At 65.6% G+C, this 15,148-nt stretch carries 18 protein-coding genes; 9 read left to right on the forward strand and 9 right to left on the reverse strand.

All coding sequences use genetic code 11. The annotated features are described in order from the left end of the window. Positions 1–30: 30 nt before the first annotated feature. From ACQP1T_RS23305 to ACQP1T_RS23325, 5 genes are all read left to right on the forward strand, one after another. Positions 31–1,164: a Rieske 2Fe-2S domain-containing protein gene (locus ACQP1T_RS23305; protein WP_433755152.1), complete on the forward strand. Its 1,134-nt coding sequence runs from the start codon at positions 31–33 to the stop codon at positions 1,162–1,164. A gap of 53 nt (positions 1,165–1,217) precedes the next feature. Further along, entirely contained in the window at positions 1,218–1,403 is a 186-nt protein-coding gene (locus ACQP1T_RS23310; protein WP_433755153.1) for a hypothetical protein, read from the forward strand. Next, positions 1,400–2,404, forward strand: coding sequence for a 2Fe-2S iron-sulfur cluster-binding protein (locus tag ACQP1T_RS23315; RefSeq protein WP_433755154.1), 1,005 nt, complete (start codon positions 1,400–1,402; stop codon positions 2,402–2,404). Before ACQP1T_RS23310 ends, ACQP1T_RS23315 begins: the two co-directional genes overlap by 4 nt. 7 nt (positions 2,405–2,411) lie before the next feature. Beyond that, positions 2,412–3,299, forward strand: coding sequence for a VOC family protein (locus tag ACQP1T_RS23320; protein WP_433755155.1), 888 nt, complete (start codon positions 2,412–2,414; stop codon positions 3,297–3,299). Between the two features lie 71 nt (positions 3,300–3,370). Beyond that, the gene (locus ACQP1T_RS23325) at positions 3,371–4,333 is read left to right on the forward strand and encodes an NAD(P)H-dependent flavin oxidoreductase (protein WP_433755156.1); all 963 of its coding nucleotides are present in this window, start codon (positions 3,371–3,373) and stop codon (positions 4,331–4,333) included. Here the strand turns inward: ACQP1T_RS23325 and ACQP1T_RS23330 are convergent. Then, positions 4,330–4,581 carry a three-helix bundle dimerization domain-containing protein gene (locus tag ACQP1T_RS23330; protein WP_433755157.1) on the reverse strand — a complete coding sequence of 84 codons (252 nt, stop codon included), beginning with the start codon at positions 4,579–4,581 and terminating at the stop codon, positions 4,330–4,332. The genes ACQP1T_RS23325 and ACQP1T_RS23330 overlap by 4 nt on opposite strands. Positions 4,582–4,740: 159 nt before the next feature. Between ACQP1T_RS23330 and ACQP1T_RS23335 the strand changes: the two genes are divergently transcribed. The 3 genes from ACQP1T_RS23335 to ACQP1T_RS23345 all read left to right on the forward strand — a co-directional run bounded on the left by ACQP1T_RS23335 (position 4,741) and on the right by ACQP1T_RS23345 (position 6,719). Next, positions 4,741–5,073, forward strand: a complete 333-nt coding sequence (locus tag ACQP1T_RS23335) for a hypothetical protein (RefSeq protein WP_433755158.1) — start codon at positions 4,741–4,743, stop codon at positions 5,071–5,073. A 44-nt stretch (positions 5,074–5,117) separates the two neighbouring features. Then, positions 5,118–5,594 carry a nuclear transport factor 2 family protein gene (locus ACQP1T_RS23340; protein WP_433755159.1) on the forward strand — a complete coding sequence of 159 codons (477 nt, stop codon included), beginning with the start codon at positions 5,118–5,120 and terminating at the stop codon, positions 5,592–5,594. Between the two features lie 78 nt (positions 5,595–5,672). After that, positions 5,673–6,719, forward strand: coding sequence for an aminotransferase class V-fold PLP-dependent enzyme (locus ACQP1T_RS23345; RefSeq protein ID WP_433755160.1), 1,047 nt, complete (start codon positions 5,673–5,675; stop codon positions 6,717–6,719). Positions 6,720–6,767: 48 nt separating this feature from the next. Here the strand turns inward: ACQP1T_RS23345 and ACQP1T_RS23350 are convergent, their stop codons facing one another. Together ACQP1T_RS23350 and ACQP1T_RS23355 are read right to left on the reverse strand one after the other, a co-directional pair. Beyond that, a complete protein-coding gene (locus tag ACQP1T_RS23350; protein WP_433755161.1) occupies positions 6,768–7,841 on the reverse strand; it encodes an NAD(P)H-dependent amine dehydrogenase family protein in 1,074 nt (357 codons plus the stop codon). Beyond that, positions 7,838–8,632: an SDR family oxidoreductase gene (locus ACQP1T_RS23355; RefSeq protein WP_433755162.1), complete on the reverse strand. Its 795-nt coding sequence runs from the start codon at positions 8,630–8,632 to the stop codon at positions 7,838–7,840. Before ACQP1T_RS23355 ends, ACQP1T_RS23350 begins: the two co-directional genes overlap by 4 nt. An 89-nt stretch (positions 8,633–8,721) precedes the next feature. On the opposite strand from ACQP1T_RS23355, the gene ACQP1T_RS23360 reads away from it, so the two are divergent. Continuing rightward, positions 8,722–9,588, forward strand: a complete 867-nt coding sequence (locus ACQP1T_RS23360; RefSeq protein WP_433755163.1) for a helix-turn-helix domain-containing protein — start codon at positions 8,722–8,724, stop codon at positions 9,586–9,588. Position 9,589: 1 nt separating this feature from the next. On the opposite strand, the gene ACQP1T_RS23365 is transcribed toward ACQP1T_RS23360, so the two are convergent. The 6 genes from ACQP1T_RS23365 to ACQP1T_RS23390 form a co-directional block, all read right to left on the reverse strand. Continuing rightward, on the reverse strand, positions 9,590–10,585 hold the full coding sequence (locus tag ACQP1T_RS23365) for a TAXI family TRAP transporter solute-binding subunit (protein WP_433755164.1): 996 nt from the start codon (positions 10,583–10,585) through the stop codon (positions 9,590–9,592). After that, positions 10,582–12,645 (reverse strand): TRAP transporter permease, encoded by a 2,064-nt coding sequence (locus ACQP1T_RS23370; RefSeq protein ID WP_433755165.1) that lies wholly within the window; start codon positions 12,643–12,645, stop codon positions 10,582–10,584. Before ACQP1T_RS23370 ends, ACQP1T_RS23365 begins: the two co-directional genes overlap by 4 nt. Positions 12,646–12,731: 86 nt before the next feature. Next, positions 12,732–13,148: a nuclear transport factor 2 family protein gene (locus ACQP1T_RS23375; RefSeq protein ID WP_433755166.1), complete on the reverse strand. Its 417-nt coding sequence runs from the start codon at positions 13,146–13,148 to the stop codon at positions 12,732–12,734. 104 nt (positions 13,149–13,252) lie between these two features. Beyond that, entirely contained in the window at positions 13,253–13,765 is a 513-nt protein-coding gene (locus ACQP1T_RS23380) for an SRPBCC family protein (RefSeq protein WP_433755167.1), read from the reverse strand. Positions 13,766–13,857: 92 nt separating this feature from the next. Beyond that, the gene (locus ACQP1T_RS23385) at positions 13,858–14,202 is read right to left on the reverse strand and encodes a VOC family protein (protein ID WP_433755168.1); all 345 of its coding nucleotides are present in this window, start codon (positions 14,200–14,202) and stop codon (positions 13,858–13,860) included. Next, positions 14,199–15,146, reverse strand: coding sequence for an alpha/beta hydrolase (locus ACQP1T_RS23390; protein ID WP_433755169.1), 948 nt, complete (start codon positions 15,144–15,146; stop codon positions 14,199–14,201). The genes ACQP1T_RS23385 and ACQP1T_RS23390 overlap by 4 nt, the downstream gene beginning before the upstream one ends. Positions 15,147–15,148 lie beyond the last annotated feature (2 nt).

A 15,148-nucleotide genomic window follows, 5' to 3' on the forward strand; every position in this document is an offset into this window, starting at 1 on the left:
AATGACACCCCCGACGAACGTGGAGGAACGATGACCGACGATCAGGTGCGCGTGATCGACACCGGCGCCCCGCCCACCCGGTATGCCCGCGGTTGGCACTGTGTCGGCCTTGCCGACGGCTTCCGCGACGGCAAACCGCACACCATCGAAATCTTCGGCACCGAACTGGTGATCTTCGCGAGCGCGGACGGCACGCTCAATGTGCTCGATGCCTACTGCCGACATATGGGCGGCAACCTCGGTGACGGCATTATCAAGGGCGATACCATCGCCTGCCCGTTCCACGATTGGCGCTGGCGGGGCAATGGCCGCTGTGCCGCAATCCCTTACGCGCGCCGGGTACCGCCGCTGGCCCGCACCAAATCGTGGATCACGCTGGAGCAGAACCGGCAGCTGTTCGTCTGGAACGATCCCGAAGGCAATCCACCGCCCGCGGATATCACCATCCCCCGCATCGAGGGCGCGTTCAGTGACGAATGGAGCGACTGGACCTGGAACCAGATCACCATCGAGGGCGCGAACTGTCGCGAGGTCATCGACAATGTGGTGGATATGGCGCATTTCTTCTACGTGCACTTCGCCTTTCCGACCTACTTCAAGAATGTCTTCGAGGGCCATATCGCCAGTCAGTACATGACCTCGATCGGACGCGCGGATGTCAAGGGCGAATTGGCCAAGGAGGCGGGCGCGGAGAACACGCTGCATTCGGAGGCGCACTACTACGGCCCCTCTTACATGATCGATTACCTCGTCAACGAATCCAGCGGGCAGACAGTCGAATCCGTGCTCATCAACTGCCACTACCCGGTTTCGCCGACCAAGTTCGTGCTGCAGTACGGCGCGATCGTGAAGAAGCTGCCCGGCCTGTCGCCGGAAGAGGCCGATGCGATGGCGGTGCGTTTCGCCAATGGACTCGGACGCGGTTTCGAGCAGGATGTGGCGATCTGGGAACGCAAGACCCGCATCGATAATCCGCTGCTGTGCGAGGAGGACGGGCCGGTCTATCAGCTGCGGCGCTGGTACGAGCAGTTCTACACCGATATCGGCGAGGTGGAGTCGAAGATGACCGACCGTTTCGAATTCGAGGTCGACACCACGCGTGCGATCACGGCGTGGGAGGCCGAGGTCGCCGAGAATCTGGCCGCGCAGCGCGCGGACGCCTGAACGGATCTGTGATGGATTGCATCACCTGCCATACCTGCCGAAGTCAGGTGTCGGTGGTCAAATTCAGCCCCGCGCACACCAGTGTGCAGTGGAGTTCCGCCGCCCGCGCGCAGTGTGCCGAGTTCACTCGCAATGACGACGGCCCAGTGCGCGGGTGCGCCGCATTGCGCGACAGCATCGAAAAGGCGGTCACCGCGGGCGACGTCGGGTTGAGTACCCGTGATGGGGATCTGCTGTGAGTGCGGCGGTAACGCTTCGAGTCGTTCGTGTAATCGCCGAAACCCAGGATGCGGTCTCACTCGAGTTGGTCACCGAACCGGGGCGAGAACTCTCTTACCGTCCCGGCCAGTTTCTGACACTGCGGATACCCAGCGAACAAACCGGTTCGGTGGCACGCTCGTACTCACTGTCCAGTGCGCCGCACGAGGGCCGACTCGCGGTCACCGTCAAGCGAACGGCCAGCGGATACGCTTCGAATTGGCTGTGCGACAACGCTGTTCCCGGCATGCTGATCGACAGCTTGCCGCCCGCAGGGATTTTCACACCCGATTCGCTCGACACCGATCTGTTGCTGTCGGCCGCGGGCAGCGGGATAACGCCGATGCTGTCCATCCTGAAATCGGTACTAGCGCGGGGCACTGGACGGTGCACACTGATCTACGCCAATCGCGACGAGGAATCGGTGATCTTCGCCGATGAACTGAAATCATTGACCGCCGAGCACCCGAACCGGCTCGTCGTGCTGCATTGGCTGGAGTCTGTTCAGGGCTTGCCGTCGGTGCCCACACTGACCACTCTGCTCGACCCGTGGACCGAGCGGGAGCTATTCGTCTGTGGCCCGGCACCTTTCATGGATGCTGTCGTCACAGCCGCCGACAACCTGGGAATGGACCGGGTGCGCGTGGAGAAGTTCGTCTCGCTCGCCGGTGATCCCTTCGCCGAAATCGAGGTCGAAGAAACCGACGACGCTGCCGAAGTCGAGGTCGAACTCGACGGCACCACAAGCGAATTCGCCTGGCCGCGCACCACCGTGCTACTCGATGTGCTGCTCGCGCGCGGCATGGAAGCTCCGTACTCCTGCCGCGAAGGCGCATGCAGCGCGTGCGTCTGTCGTGTCGTCGACGGCGAAGTGAAGTTGCTGCGCAACGAAGTTCTGGAACGCGAAGACCTGGCCGACGGCTATGTACTGGCCTGCCAGGCGGTGCCGGTCACCGATACGGTCCGGGTCACCTATGAATGAGGAGAAAATGGCAATCATCAGCTCGCTCGGCTATGTGCGGGTCGCGGTCAGCGATCCGGGTGCCTGGCGCACCTTCGCCTTCGATGTGATCGGTTTCGCCGAGGGCACCGGTCCGGATCCGGATGCCATCTATCTGCGCATGGATGAGCACATCGCACGACTGGTCCTGGTGCCCGGCGAGGTCGACAAGGTGCTGGCCATCGGCTGGGAGGTCCGAGACCATCGCGCACTCGCCGCGGCGCGCGAAGCCGTGGCGAAGGCCGGAATCGAAGTTACCGCGCTGACCGTGGCCGAGGCGGATGCCCGCGGCGTGGAGGAGGCGTTCACCTTCCGCGATCCCGCTGGCACCACCGTCGAGATCTTCCACGGGCCGGTCCTGGATCACAGCCCGGTCGTCGGCAAGTACGGAAACCGTTTCGTCACAGCGGGACTCGGCCTCGGTCACGCGGTGCTGCCGGTCCCCGATCTGAACAGCGCCTTCCACTTCTATACCGACGTCCTCGAGTTTCTGCCGCGCGGCGCGTTCCGGCTGCCCGCACCGCCCGAATACGGTCCGGTGCGCATCCGCTTCCTCGGTGTCAATCAGCGCCACCACAGCTTGGCGCTGATCCCGTCCGGCGGCAAGGAGGGCTCGGGGCTGGTGCACGTCATGGTCGAGGTCGACAGTCTCGACGATGTCGGCCGCGCGCTGGACCGGGTGAACAAGGCGGGATATCACCTGTCCTCGACGCTCGGCCGCCACACCAACGACAAAATGATCTCCTTCTATGTCCGCACACCCGGTGGTTGGGATCTCGAATTCGGCACCGAGGGCGTGCTGGTGGATGAGAACACCTACACCGCGGAGGAAATGACCGCCGATAGTTATTGGGGTCACGACTGGGATCGCGGCTGACAAGATCACGGGCGCGGGCTCATGGCTGAAAGCCCCTGGCTATCGTCGATAGGGACGGAAGGGGTTTGGCGATGGCATTGCGCACCGAGTTCACCGACCTGTTCGACATCGAGCATCCCGTGGTGCTCGCACCGATGGGCGGCGTCGCGGGCGGCGAACTGGCCGCGGCGGTCTCCGAGGCCGGTGGACTCGGCCTGATCGGTGCTGGCGGCGGTGCCGAGGAACTACTCGATCGCGAATGCGCGATGCTCACCGCCCGCACCGAAAAGCCTTGGGGCATCGGCCTGTTGAGCTGGGCCATCGATCTCGATACCGTGCGAAGGACGGTGCGGCGGCGACCGCATACGATCCTGCTGTCCTTCGGCGATCCCACCCCGTTCGCCGCCGTGGTCCGGGAATCCGGGATTCCACTGCTGGTCCAGGTCACCACCACCGACGAGGCCGCCCGCGCCTTGGCCGCCGGGGCCGATGTGCTGATCGCGCAGGGCGCGGAGGCGGGCGGACACGGCGGTGGGCGCGCGACGCTGCCGTTCGTCCCCGCGGTCGTCGATATGGCGGCGGGTACGCCGGTGCTGGCCGCGGGTGGGATAGCCGATGGACGCGGACTCGCTGCCGCGCTCGTACTCGGTGCCGCGGGCGCGCTGATCGGTACTCGTTTCGAAGCGACACACGAATCGTTGCTCTCGGCCGAGGAGGCCAAGGCCATCATCGCCGCACGCGGCGGCGATACCGAACGCAACCGCATTATCGATATCGCCCGCGAATCCCCGTGGCCCGCCGAGTACACCGCACGCACCCTGCGCAACCGCTTCCTCGACGAATGGGTCGGACGGGAGGCCGAACTCGCGGCCGATCCGGTGGCCAGGCAACGCTATCGGGAGGCAGCCGAGCAGGGCGATCTCGACTGTGCGCCGATCTGGGCGGGCGAGAATATCGACCTCATCGGCAGCCTCGAATCCGCCGCGGATCTCGTGCGGCGCATCAGCAGCGATGCCGAACATGTCTTGCGGCGAGCCGCGGCGCGATGCGACTAGCCCGCGTGTTCCTCGGTCGAGGCGCGGAGCAGTTCACGGGTGTAGCGCTCGGCGAGTAGCGGCAGGAAGTTGTCGATGGTGGCATGGTCGGCGAGGTAGTCGTACGCGGAGTACAGCCATCGTTCGATGGCTTCGTCGCGCGTGCCTTCGAACTCGCGTTCCAGGCGGCGCGCGGCAGCCTTCAGCGCGAACTGTTGATCGAGGGATGGTTCGTGTAGGGGCGGGTGGGTGACAGGACCTTCGGTCATTGCGGACTCCTGGTCGAGAACTTCCAGTGCAAAGGATGCGGTCGAAACCGTGTCCACTCGATCGGGTACCCGATGTGACGGCGGCGAACACCCGGGACCTCGGACGTATCCAGGACTACCCTTTCGATATATGCCAACAGACTTGACAAGGTGACCGGAATGAGCGAAAACCTGCTCTGGGTACCCGATGCCTGCACATTGCCCACGGCGGAGCAACCGCTGCGCATGGCCGAATTCACCGATCTCTTCGCCGCCGCGCTGCATCGAATCGAACGCATCGCACCGACCCGCGTGCGACTCGAACTGGCCGCAACCCACGAAACCACCGCCCGCGACCTCGCCGCCCGCGAGAGCTCCTGCTGCGGATTCTTCGACTTCAGCTTCATCGCCGCGGGCCAAGACGTCATCGCGATGGATATCGAGGTGCCTGCCAGCCGGATCGCTGTACTCGACGCGCTGGCGAACCATGCCGCCGAAGCCCGAAGAAAGTAGAACAGGTTCTTGTCTGAGGCGCCGGCAAATGCCAAGCTGAACGGATGGATCTCGCCGCCATCGAAGCCGTCCGCCAGCTCAAGTACCGCTACTTCCGGACCCTCGATCTCAAACAATGGGACGACTTCGGGGATACCCTCGCCGTCGACGTCGCAGGTCGCTACGGCACCCACGCCCTCGGTGAACCGCTGACCCTCGACGGCCGCGACGCCGTCACCGCCTTCATGCGCGAGAACCTCGGCCCCGCCGTGGTCACCACTCATATCGCGAACCATCCGGAGATCACCGTGGACGGCGATACCGCAACCGGCTCATGGGCTTTCGAGGACACCGTGATCGCCACCGAATACGGCATCCTCATCCGCGGCGCGGGCTACTACTCCGACACCTACCGACTCGATCCGGACGGCCACTGGCGCATCACCTCGACCAGTTACCAGCGCATCTACGAATCGATGCAGGCCCTCGCCGACACCCCCAGCTACCAACTGCTGTCGAACATGTGGGCGGCACAGAAATAGGACAGCGCACCGGATTTGAGGCCACTATCTTTCCGGTGGCACTCGACCGGAGCCGCAGCGGCGGCGCAGGGTGGGAGTATGTCCCCCCTTGCGCCCACTGAATTCACGACCGAAACCGCCTACCTGAACACCGCATCCCACGGTTTGCCCGCCGCGCGAACATTGGCGGCATTGCAGGAGTTCAACGCGCTCTGGGCGGCGGGGCGTACGGCACCGACGACGCGGGACTATCTGGTACCCGAACTGCGGGCCGGATTCGCGCGACTGCTCGCGGGCGCTTCGGCCGACGATATCGCACTGGGCGGCACCGTCGCCGGGTTGATCGCGCCGGTGGTCGCCGCGCTGCCACCGGGGGCGGAGGTATTGCTCGCGGAAGGCGAATTCTCCTCTGTTTCCATGCCTTTCGTGCATCGCGGTGACCTGAAGGTCCGGTTCGTGCCCTTGGAGCGCATCGCCGATGAGGTCCGGCCCGAGACGGCGTTGGTGGCGGTGAGCGTGGTCCAGTCGAAGGACGGTCGGACCGTCGATCTGCCGATGCTGCGCGCGGCAACTCTGGCGCATGATGCCCGACTGCTGGCCGATGCCACCCAGGCCGCCGGTTGGGTGCCACTACGTTTCGTCGACGCCGACTACTGGGTGTGCGCGACATTCAAGTGGCTGATCGGCGCGCGCAGCGTGGCCTTCTTCGCCGCGCCGCCGGAAGCGGCCGCGCAACTGCGTCCGATCAGCCCCGGCTGGTACGCGGCGGCCGATCGGTGGGCCGAACTGTACGACCCGATCGCGCTGCCGACCACCGCACGGCGTTTCGATTCGACACCGGACTGGGTCGGCGTCATCGCCACACTGTCCGCGCTGTCGTTGATCGAAGAGCTGACCGTCGACAAGATCGGCGCGCACAACCGCGATCTCGCCACCCGATTCCGAAATGGATTGGCGGAGCTGGGTTTCCAGTCGGTACCGGCCGATTCGGCGATTGTCGCGGTGTCGGGCGCGGGCGATGCGGCACCCCGGTTGGAGGAGGCAGGGGTACTCACCTCGGCGCGAGGCGGTGGGCTCCGCTTCTCGTTCCACCTGTACAACAGCGCCGCCGACGTGGACCGCGCCCTCGCAGCCCTAGCCCGGTAACACCCGCCCACTCCGGGATTCGCACCCCAGGTGCGAATCCCCGAGCAACTACGCGGGGCGAGTAGCGGGTGCGGTGATGAGCGGCAGGTTGAGAGCGGTGAGGATGCCCGATGGGGCCTGGACCACGGCCGGGACGGCATTGACGATGCGCATGGCAGTCGCGAGCAGGGTGGCGTGGTTGTGGTCGCCGTTGCGACTCGAGGTGACCAGATCCATCGCGTAACTCGGCTCGCCGGTGATCTCGACGCGGTAGGAGCCCTCGTGGTGGGCGGGTTGCGGCCAGTCGGGGCACAGGTCGGGACGCAGGCGCGTGACGTGCTCGAGCACCGTCACGGGCTCATCGCCGACCATGCCGCGGACCTCGAAACGCAGTGCGGCAGCGGTACCTTCGGCGATGTGACCGGTGGCGATATCGAAGGATTCCGGGGCGGGGATGCGCTCGTAGGTCTGAGTGACGGCGTCGAGGGTGACGCCGATACCCGCAGCCAGCTGGCGCACGGTGCCGCCCCACGCGAGCGATAACACCCCCGGCTGCAACAGCATCGGGATTTCATCCAGCGGTTTACCGAAGCCCATGATGTCGAACATGACCTCGCGGTTGTCGTAGCTGGCGTAGTCGACGATCTCCAGACACCGCAGTTGATCGATGCGCAGGCAGGTGCCCGCGAGTGCGAGCGGCAGCAGATCATTGGCGAAACCGGGATCGATGCCGTTCACCCACAGCGACGAATTCCCTTGTGCCGCAGCCTCTTGGATCGGCTTCAGCAGTTCGTCGGGCAGCACGCCGTACGGGTACTGGAAGAACACCGGCGCGCACGCCACCACATTGATGCCCGCGCTGAGCAATCTGCGCAGATCCTCGACCGCCTCCAGCAGGCGGTTGTCGGTCATCGAACAGTAAACGACACAGTCGGGTTTCGCGGCCAGGATCGCCTCGGTATCGGTGGTCGCCGTGACGCCGACCGGATGATCCAGTCCGGCAATGGTTCCCGCATCGAGGCCGTCCTTCTTCGGACCCGACACCCACACCCCGACCAGCTCCAGATCGGGATTCGCGATCACACCCGCCAAGGCATGTGCGCCCACATTCCCGGTGCCCCATTGGACTACGCGGTAACTCATGACAGATCCGGAAGCGGGAGATCGAGATTCGGCGCGATCAGGCCACCGTCGGGTTCGAGCACCTTGCCCGTGACGTACTTCCCGGCGGGCGACACCAAATACAGGGCGGCGGCGGCGATATCCTCGGGTTCGCCGATGCGGTGTAGTGGCGTCTTGGTCTCCAGCTCGGTGCGCATCGCGTCATTGCCAGCGACGATCTCCAATGCGGAGGTCAGAATCGACCCGGGCGCAATGGCATTCACCCGGATGCGCGGATTCAGATCCATCGCCGCCAACCGGGTGTAGTGCGCCAGTGCCGCTTTCGCCGTTCCGTAGGAGACGAAGGCGCGGCCGGGCAGCCGGCCCATGGTCGAGGTGATATTGAGAATCGAACCGCCACCGGCGGTTTCGAGGATCTTCGGCACCGCCGAGCGGACCAGCGCGTGCGCATTGGTGACGTTGAAGTTGAACGCCTCCACCAGCGCATCCGGCGTGGTATCGAGCAGCGGGCACGGCAGCGCACCGCCGACATTGTTGACAACGATATCGAGCCGCCCGAAGCGTTCGACGGCCGCGGCGGCCAGTCCGGCTGTCGCCTCGATATCGCTCAGATCCGCGGGCACCACGTGGGCTTGGCGGCCCACCGCCGCCACCTGTTCGGCGACCTCGTCCAGCTGACTCTTGGTGCGGGATGCGATGACGACATCCGCACCCGCCTCCGCGAAGGCCACCGCGATCGCGGCACCGAGGCCGCGCCCCGCGCCGGTCACGACGGCGACCTGTCCATCGATTCGGAATCTGTCCAGGATCATGCGCGCTCCCACTGTCGAATATTCGACGCTACCTGTTGTAATATTCGTCATCGTAGAGCTGTCCCGTAGAACCGCACAAGGGGTTGCACATGTCGGACCGGTCCCCATCCCCGCCGACCCGCCGCGTCATCGATATCGTGTCACTGCTGGCCGCGTCGCCGGAGCCGATCAGCGTCGCGGGCATTGCCGACCGCCTCGATATCGCCCGCGCGACCGCAACGGCGATCTTGGCCGAACTGGATTCGGCCGGTTGGGTGCGACGCGACTCCAGCCGCGGATACGGGCTCGGTCCGACGCTGGCGAATCTGCACGGCCCCGCATTGCCGCACGCCCTCGGCGATATCCTCGCCGAACTCACCGCGCGGACCGGCTACGGCGCGACGTTGAGTCGCATCGAGCCCGATCACCTCACCGTGCTCGATGTGCGCCACGGGCCCGAACGCGTCGTCCCCGGCATCCCGGTCGGCCATCGCATCCCGATGCAATTTCCGGCCGGAGCCAGCGTGATGCCGTGGCGTTCGGCGGCCGAGCAGAACACCTGGCTGGCCACCGCACCCGACTCCGACCGCCGCATCGCGAGCGGACTGCTCACCCTTGTCCGTGATCGCGGCGTGGCCCTGTTCCGTCCACGCACCGACGACGCGGGCACGGTCGAACTCCTCGCCGACCTGCTCAGCGCCATGGGTACCGAACTCGTGCAGCCGCACCTGCGCACGCGTGCCCTTCGCCGCCTCGCATTTCTGACCTCGCGGCCGTTCACCAAGGCCGAACTCGACTCCGATGCCGAACTCCCGCTGAGTTACCTCGCCGCACCGGTTTTCGATGCGAAAGGTATGGCCGCGTATGAAGTCCAATCCGGCCCACTGCGGGCATCGACCACCAAATCCGAACGCGACGAATTCATTACCGCCACAGTCGATACCGCTCGGACGCTGACCGATGCGTTGACATCGTGAGCTACTTCGTCAAGGCATGAGCCGCACCCCGATGCAGGGGCACCGGCACGGTAATCGTCGCGGAATCGCGAGTTATCCCTTTCGCGGCCGAATTAGCCTGTTCCAGTTGAGGTTTCCGATCGAACAGCGTCTTGGTGAGGACGCACGCCAGATTCGCGTCCAGATCGTCGCGCACCAGCAACAGATTCGGCACGACAATGGTCTTCACATCGGCGGGCAGTCCATAGACGGTGGCCGGAATCGTGCCCTCCTCATAAACCGAGTTGACCGCGTGCATACTGCCGGTGAGCTCGGCGATATCGAGGAAACGCACCTTGCCATTGGTGGAGGTCAACAGATCCGTGATGCCGGGTGTCGGCAGGCCGCCGGAGAAGAACATGGCGTCGATGGAGCCGTCCTTCATACCGTCAACCGTCTTGGTCAGATCCAGGCGCTGGGCCTGGATATCGTTGTCCGGATTCAACCCGGCCGCCTGCAACACGCGCTGGGCGATCACCTCGGTGCCGGATTTCGGCGAGCCGGTGGAGACGCGCTTCCCGCGCAGATCGGCGACCGTTTCGATATCGGCACCGGTACGCACGATCACCTGGGTGTAATTCGGGTACAGCCGCGAAAGCGCCTGCACCGGCTGCTTTTTGCCGTCGAAGCTGGCATTGCCGAGCACCGCGTCGGCGGCGGTATCGGCGAGGGAGAACGCGACCTGATAGGTGCCTGCCACCAATTGCTGGATATTCTGCACCGACGCACCGGTTTCGGCCGCGGTAGCTTTCACCTTGCCGCCGGTGGCCTGTGAAATCTGGTCGGCGTAGGCATTGCCGAGGGCGAAGTACACGCCCGTCGAATTGCCCGTCGCGATGCCGACGCGGGTCTCGCTGTCGACCGCACAGGTGACCTCGCCGCCGGTGTCGGACTGCGGTGTGTCGCGGCGGCCCCCACATCCGGTCAGCAATCCGGCCGACACCACGGCGACGGCGAATCCTATGGCAACTCTTCTCAAGTCGTCCTCCTTCGTGCGAGCAGCGTTGCTCCGACGGCCGCGGTCAGTGCGGCCAGACCGACGACGAGCGCGCCGGGTTCCAGGTACAGCAGCGCCAGTCCGGCCACCGCGGCGAGCAGCCGGGCCGGGAGTCCGGCGGGGCCGATGCCGAGGATCCAGCCGCCGGTGGCGGCGGACAGTGCGGCAACGCCGACCCCCGCTACGATCGTCGTCCACAGCACACCGAGCAAAGGTCCGTGTCCGAGCAGATATTCGCCGGGACCGCTGAGCACGAAAACAATCGGCACCAGGAAGGCGGGCAGCGCGTACTTCAATGCCTGCCACATGGTCGGCACCGCACGCGCACCGGTGATGGCGGCCGCGCCCACGGCGGCAAGGGCGGTCGGTGGCGTCACCTCGGACAGCACCGAGTAGTAGAAGACGAACATCGCCGAGGCGGGCGGGGATACATCGAGCGCGAGCAGAGCGGGACCGATGATCGCCCAGCCGATGATGAAGGACGCGGTCACCGGAACCGCGAGCCCGAGCAGCGCGAGTGCGATCGCGGCGAGCACCACAGTGCACGCCAACACCACGGTGTGGTTGTCCGACAACGCCTTTCCCGCGCTCACCAGCAGGGATGCCAGTTGCGCTCCGAGTCCGGTCTTGGTGGCGATCGCGGTGACCACCCCCGCCGACGTGCACACCGCGACCACCGGCAGCGCCGAACGCACACCACTGCCGAGCATCCGGAAGATCCGTAGCGGCGAGCGGGCCTCGGCGCGGATGCGCGAATCGAGGAAGGCGAGCACGAAAGCCAGTGCGGTGGCGTACACCACGGCACGCGCGGCACTCACACCGACCAGCAGCAGCACCACGATCGCGATCAAAGACAGGAAGTGGTAACCGAATCGGGCCAGCAGCCGCCACACCGAGGTGGTGCTGACCTCGACCGAATCAGCACCGAGTCGGCGCGCATCGATCTCCACCGCGAGCAGAATTCCCAAGTAGTACAGCAGCGTTGGGATCATCGCCCACCCGAGCACCGTCACATACGAGACATCGAGATACTCGGCGACGATAAAGGCGGCGACACCCAGCGTCGGCGGTGACAGGATCGCGCCGACACCCGCCGCCGCGAGCACACCCGCCGCCTGTTCCGGCGGATATCCGGCGCGGCGCAGGATCGGCCAGGTGACAGCGCCGACCGTGACCGCGGTCGCGGTGCCCGATCCGGAGACGGTACCGAGCAGAAATCCCGATGCGACGGTGGTGCGGCCGGCCGCGCCGCGGGAGCGCCGGAAGGCCGCGACCGACAGATCGACGAAGAACTGTGCCGCACCGGAGAATTCGAGTACGGCGCCGTAGAGGGTGAACAGCACGATATAGCTGGCCGCGACATCCAATGGCGTTCCGTAGAACCCGCTGCCGGAGTTGTAGAGCGCATCGATGATCTGCCCGAAGTCGAGTCCGGCGTGCGCGATGGTCCAGTGCTGTGGCAGATATCCGCCGTAATAGCCGTAGGCGATGAACACCAGGCACACCGCGGGCAATATCCAGCCCGTGGTGCGCCGACACGCCTCGAGCACCAATATCGACAACACCGTGCCCATGGCGATATCGACCGGATCGAACAAACCCTGCCGATCCAGGAACGCGTTGTATCCGCCTCCACCGGATCCGATCGTCATCGGCAGCACCGGATACAGGCACACCACCAGCGTGACCACTGCCAGCAGCCAGTCGAGCGGTCCCGGACCATCCCGTCGATCGAACCATCGCAGCCCGGATCGATAGGCCAGGAACACCACCGGCAGCGTCCCGGCGAGGAAGATCACCAGGTAGTACTGACTCCCCTGCGCCAGCGGCCGAAAGACTTGCCACAGCACCAGCAACGCGACCGCGAACGCGGCCGTGGCCACCACCCACTCGGCCCATCCGCGCAAGATCCGCGCGGGCTTCTCCTCGTCGTCGACCTCGATCTTGTCCGGCACTACCCGGTTCGGATCGACCCCGGGCCGCACGACTCTGCGGTCGGTGGGAGGCTCGGCTGCTAGATGAGCGTCCCGCGTATCCGACATGGCGCGACCATATCAACGCACGACCGTCCGTATGCGGCTAACAAATATGTAGCCGAGAAAAGTAGAAAAGCGGTCGGTTTGTCGCCCTAAGCCGACCTCGTCGCCCGCCCGCCCAGCGGCAGCCGATGTGCGATCACCCGGCGATACGAGATGCGCCAGCCGGTTGCCGTGCGCGCGACCGCATCGTCGTATTCGACGCTGCCGCTGGTCCCGTCGGCATAGATCCCGATCCCCTTCGACCGCACCCGAACCGCACCGTCCACCTCGGCGATGATCACATTCGTCACGTGATGCCCGACCGGATTCCCATCGCCGAGCGCGACCGCGGCCTCCTGCAGCGCCGCAATCCCGTGTAGCTGACCGAACCCGAAATCACTCACGTCGTAGGTGATTTCCGCGGTGAACAGCTCGTCCATCCGATCGAGCTCACCCGCGTCCATCAGATGACCATGCAGCGCGATCAGCTCGCCGATCTCGATCCGATCCTGCACCGACAACGCCATGAACAGCCTCCTGCCGCGCCTCACTCTCCTGCCGAAGACGAGGCATAGTCCGGTTATCCGCGACAGTAACGGACGAGCGCCCCCGCGCGCCGCTGCTCAACCGGCTACGCGGGTGCGGCGGTCCGCGCCGATGGGCGGCGCGACATGATCCAGCGCAGGAAGCCGACCCAAGGGGACGGGCGGGCCGGGGTGACGGGCGGGTGGCCGAGGGAGGCCGCGGTTCGGTCGAGCAGCGCTTCGATCATCGCGTCGTGGATCCAGCGGATGGCCAGCGGCCACAGCAGGTAGCCGATACCGCGCAGGCGGCCGTCGATCTCGTGGCGCAGGATGCTGCTGTCCGGCCATGGGCCGTCCAGCACCTCGAGGCTGTGCGTACCGACCAGGAAAGATCCGGGCGCGAGGGTGAACTCCACGCGGCGGCCCGGCACCCACTCGGTACACCGATACCGGATGATGCCGTGTCCACCCTCGGCCCCGACGCCGAGTGGCCGGTCGAGGATCAGCGGGGGCCAGCCGGGCGGCCACACCGGACTGTCCGGCTCGGCGGCACTGGCGAGCAATGCGCCGAGCTGGTCCGCGGGCACCGGGTACTCACGCTGGTGGATATTTCGAACCATGACCCCAACTCCATTCGCTACCGTATGGAACACTGCCCATACGGTAGCGTATGGAAAGGCGGGTCGCGGAGTTATCCGAGCCACACTGCCCGTTATCCGGCAGCGGGCTCGTACAGGACGATCGCCCACGGGGATTCGCGGGACGGGCGGACCGAGGTACGCCGTTCATGGGGTCCGGTCACCGGAGCCTCAGCCGGAAAACCAGCGGCACGCAGGCGCGCGAGGGTCGCGTCCAGGTCGCCCACTTTGACCGCGAGCGAGGGGATGTCGCGTTCATCGGCACCGGCGAGCATGACCCGAGTCGGTCCGATATCGAATTGCGCCCACCGATCACCGTCCACGAATGTCGCGGTGGTGCCGAGTACCGCGCTGAGCAGAGCTATCGCGGCGGTGAGGTTGTCGGCGGGGAATATGGTGCCGAGACGTTCGACGTTCATCGTGTCACCAATGCCCGGCGCATTGCCGAAAAAGCTTGGTCGGCGGCTTCTTTCGCATCTGACAGGTTGTCGGCCATGCTGAAGAAGCCGTGGAATTGGCCGTCGTAGCGGACCGTGACGGTCTCGACTCCCGCATCCCGCAGCCGCCGACCGTAGGCCTCGCCCTCATCGCGAAGTGGGTCGAATTCGGCGGTGATGATGTAGGCGGGCGGGAGACCGGACAGATCGGCCGCGCGCGGCGGTGCGGCGTACGGGTTTTCGGCGTCGGCGTCCGAGGCGAGGTATTGCTCCCAATACCAGCGCAAATGGTCGTCGGTGACGAAGTAGCCGTAAGCGTTCTCCCGATAGGAGGCGGTGTCACGGGCCGGATCGAGCATCGGGTAGATGAGCAGTTGATGGGCGATGCCCGGGCCATTGCGGTCCCGGGCCAGCAGTGCCGTGACAGCGGCCAGATTGCCACCGGAGCTGTCACCGGCCACCGCGATGCGAGCGGGATCGCCCCCGAAGGAAGATGCTTGGGCCGCAATCCATTTCAGGACGGTGTACGCGTCCTCGGCCGCCGCCGGGAACCTGTGTTCGGGGGCCTGCCGGTAGTCGACCGAAACAACGATCGCACCGACACCATTGCTCATCGCACGACACAGCTGATCGTGACTGTCGAGATCGCAGATCACGAAACCGCCGCCATGGCAGAACAGCACGACCGGCAGATCGGCACCGGATTCAGCGGGCCAGTACATGCGGACCCGAACCTGCTGCGCCCCAACAGGTCCCGATACAAAGCGCTCCTCGACGCGCCGCACTGGGATCGGATCGACCCGGGCGGGTGGACGCTCGGCAAGTATCCGACGCGCCTCGGCGGCATCGAGCACTTCGGTGCCCAGCGCGGGAAACGCCGCCGAGGCGAGATCGACGATCATCTGGGCTTCGGACTTCAGCGGCATGG

It is taken from the genome of Nocardia sp. CA-135398 (genome assembly GCF_050955845.1).
Taxonomy (GTDB): Bacteria; Actinomycetota; Actinomycetes; order Mycobacteriales; family Mycobacteriaceae; genus Nocardia.